This window comes from Succinimonas sp. (genome assembly GCF_045225735.1).
Taxonomy (GTDB): Bacteria; Pseudomonadota; Gammaproteobacteria; order Enterobacterales; family Succinivibrionaceae; genus Succinimonas.
Window position 1 is genome coordinate 1 of record NZ_JBGVBR010000350.1, and the last position, 3,319, is coordinate 3,319.

3 protein-coding genes are annotated in these 3,319 nt (G+C 54.4%); 1 reads left to right on the forward strand and 2 read right to left on the reverse strand.

Translation table 11 applies throughout. The features are described from left to right. A partial coding sequence (locus ACJROR_RS12455; RefSeq protein ID WP_406547306.1) for a hypothetical protein occupies positions 1–297 on the forward strand: 297 nt, incomplete at its 5' end. A 339-nt stretch (positions 298–636) separates the two neighbouring features. On the opposite strand, the gene ACJROR_RS12460 is transcribed toward ACJROR_RS12455, so the two are convergent. Both ACJROR_RS12460 and ACJROR_RS12465 read right to left on the reverse strand, forming a co-directional pair. Beyond that, positions 637–2,181, reverse strand: a complete 1,545-nt coding sequence (locus ACJROR_RS12460; RefSeq protein WP_406547307.1) for a BspA family leucine-rich repeat surface protein — start codon at positions 2,179–2,181, stop codon at positions 637–639. A 126-nt stretch (positions 2,182–2,307) separates the two neighbouring features. Further along, the coding region (locus ACJROR_RS12465) for a BspA family leucine-rich repeat surface protein (RefSeq protein ID WP_406547308.1) at positions 2,308–3,319 on the reverse strand (1,012 nt) is incomplete at its 5' end.

The following is a 3,319-nucleotide window of genomic DNA, read 5'->3' on the forward strand; positions in this document are numbered from 1 at the left end:
ATTGATTCCGGAGGCGTTAACCCCTATCTTCTGAACACCTTGGGCGTTTTCTGCACCCATCCGGTTCTGGGCCGCTGGTCGCTTTCCTGGCGTTATGCGCTTTCGGATCACGAGGGCTACCGGGGTTACCGGAGCCGGGTGTCCGGCACGGGGTCAAAACGCCTCACGGACAATCTCTGGCTGGAGCTTTCCGGAAATTACTACCGGCTTTCTGACAATGACAGAAGAGACAAGGGGCGGCTGGGATCCCGAAGGGAGCTTCTGGAGCTTTCGGGAGGAGTAGCTCTGCGGTTTTAATCCGGGAAAGAGCTTCTTCTTTTGCAAATCCCCGGCAGCGACGAATACTCCGCTCCCGAAGCAGTAAAGATTCCGCACGAGGGGAAGAAGGCGCTTCCCGTTTTCCGAATCATCGGGAATTCCGGGAAATCACGGGAATTGCTAAGAAATGTCAGGAAATCCGGGCAGTGCCTTCTGTTATGCTCCCGAGGGACATGTTTTTAAGCGCTTAAGGGAAAGCCTGACTTTTTCGGAGAGACCGGAGGCGGGAGGCCGGACTTCAGCGGCGGGGAGGAAGCCCGGAGGAGAAAATGCCGGAATTCCGGAAGCCTCAAAAAGTCAGGTCTGCAGTGAGCCGCCTTAATGATGAGCTGTGCTGTATAATAACTGATGCACGGCTGTTGACATAACAGAGGCACAGATGGGCAGGGTAATGATGCACAAAACCCCGGTAAAAGCATCTGCCACCGCGTTCGAGCCGCTTCCCTGAGGGGCGGGTTTTTCAGGAACTCTGGTAAGGTAAAGCCGGCAGTTTTCCCTGATGTCTGCCGCGCCCGCCGCTGCGCTGGAGTCCTGATGCGGCGTCATGGCGGGAACCGGACAGTGTATTTTGGTCATGTCTAATTCCGGAAGCTCCCTGAGATTTGCAGCGCCGGCAAACATACCCGCCATACTCTGCGCCTCCGCGGTGTCAAGCGCCGGCACCTCAGAGACGGAGCTTCCCCGGAACATTTCTGCAAAGTCTCTGACTCGGGAGGTATTGTAGGCCGGTACGGTTCTGAGATTCCGGGTGCTTTTGAACATGCTCTTCATATCGGTGACTTCGGAGGTATCAAGGTACGGCGCGGCAACCCCGGAGGAGAAGGAGGCTTCTTCAAACATGCTGATGACTGAAGAAGGGCGGGTTTCCGGGGTAAAGCTGATTTCCCGGCTGATCGTTGCCTTGCGGAACATCTTATCCAGCCTGGCGGCGGCAGGGGCGTCAATGTTCAGGGGAGCATTAATTACCGCCCCCGCGAACATGCCGGTGAGATTCTCCGCTTTTCTGATATCCAGATCCGGGGAGACATTGATAACCGCATCGCTGAAAAAATGGGTGAGATCCTGGTTTTCGGAAACAACTTTGATTTTGCGGTTGATGACGCTCCCCTGAAACATTCTCCCCATGTATGTGACCTCCCTGACCGCAAAACCCGGGAGCGGCGTTTCGATAACGCTTTTGACGAACATCCCCGTCATGACTCTGACCCGGGAGGTGTCCATTTGCGGTAAGGGGGCTGCAATTCTTGCTCCGGCAAACATCCTTTCCATGCTGACGATCCGGGAGGTGTCCAGAGCTTTGGGGAGAGACTTCAGGGTACATCCCTCAAATAGCCCGTAAAGAGAGGTAACCTCAGGAGCGAACTCTATGGCAAAGTCTATCCTCTTGGTAACTCCGCAGATCCGCTGAAAGGGCGAATGATGCGCCTCCGAACTGTCAAGATTGTAGGCGATGACGAGCTTTTTCAGGGTTCCCTTTTCAACGGAGCGGAGGAGCTCATTATCTGCGTCATTGATGCTGTGAAGCGTCTTTTGGGAAACGGTCCCCTGGGCCGCGTTTTCCATACGTGCGGCTTTTTCGTAATCCACCATGAATATCCGGTCATTGGGGTACTTCCAGGCATTCCCGGAGATCCTGTCTGCGGAGGTTTGGGTCTTTGCTACCAAACTCCGGGGATCCGGAGGATTTACGGCAGGAGATGAACCGTTATTTTCTGAGGCGTCATATTCAAAGGCGCTTGGCTTTTTATCGGAATGAGCGGAGACAGAACAGGAGGAGACCGCCGTCAGCATGAGACCGGACAGGACAGTCAGGGCGAGTTTCTTAACAAGAGGTTTCTTTGTGGCGGATGAGGTAATTGTCATATTCGGTAATCCCTGAAACGTAGTTCCTTAAATGCCGGGTTAACTGCCCCGGCAGAGCTTTGACGCCAGTATCTCCTGAATGCCCGGGAGAAAAAACCGGGGAAAGCGCAGAAGAGCGTAATGCGGTCAATGAGCATAATGATTGAGATCGTTCGCTACGGTGGAAACCAGCGGCGCGGCAGTGGTCGATCCCAGAACGCACAGCGGCAGGAGGAGCGCGCAGGGAAGGAATAACAGAATAATCGATCCCGTGGAACTTTCCTGTTTGATGTTTTCTCCTTCCTTTGGCATTTCGGTGAGGAGCTTCCGGCAGCTTTCCTTTTTGCTGTCTCCTGAGCCTTCAGTTCCGCTGTCCTCGGACTGAGCGGTTTCTTCCCCGCATTTTACCCCGCTGAGATCAAAATCCGGAAGTTCCCTGATGTTCGGGGCTCCGGCCAGCATCGCCTCCATGTCGGAAGCCTGGGAGGTGTTAAAGGGCGGTATCTCCTTAACGCTGCTTTCCCGGAACATTTCTGAAAAGTCTCTGACCCTGGAGGTGTCGTAAAGAGGAACTCTTTCCAGATCCGCGGTATTCCGGAACATGGCCTGCATGCTGGTAACCCGCGAGGTATTAAGATTCGGTGCTTCCCGGGACATAAAGCTTGCCCCCGCGAACATGGCAGTCATTTTAACGGCATTTCCGGTATCTATTTCCGGGAACGGGGTCTTTATCTCAGCCTGAGCGAACATCCGGCTCATATCGGTGATCCGGGAGGTATCCAGGTTTTTGGGAAGAGAGCTAAGCCGGCATCCTTCAAAAAGGCCGTAGAGAGAGGTAACCTCCCTGGCAAACACAATGCCAAAATCCATGCGGTCGGTTACCTGGCAGATCCGGGCAAAGGGGGAGCGCTTTTCCGGCTCGGGGCCGAGGTCATAGGCAATTACCAGCTTTTTAAGGGTATGCTTTTCGATGGAGTAGAGGAGATCCTTTCCGGTGTCGTTAAAGCCGGTGAGCGTTTTTTCGGAAAGGGCGGCCGGAAGATTCCCCTCCCGGATCTCCCTGAAGTAGCTCAGCATAAAGTCCGTTTCGGAGGCTTTCATGTCCTCCGGGGCTTCATGGTCAGATTTGCTCTGAGAGCCGCCTGCGGTATCGTATTGA

Bases quoted from the DNA above. Each gene is read 5' to 3' on its own strand.
- ACJROR_RS12460 (WP_406547307.1), bottom strand. From the start codon at position 2,181: ATGACAATTACCTCATCCGCCACAAAGAAACCTCTTGTTAAGAAACTC.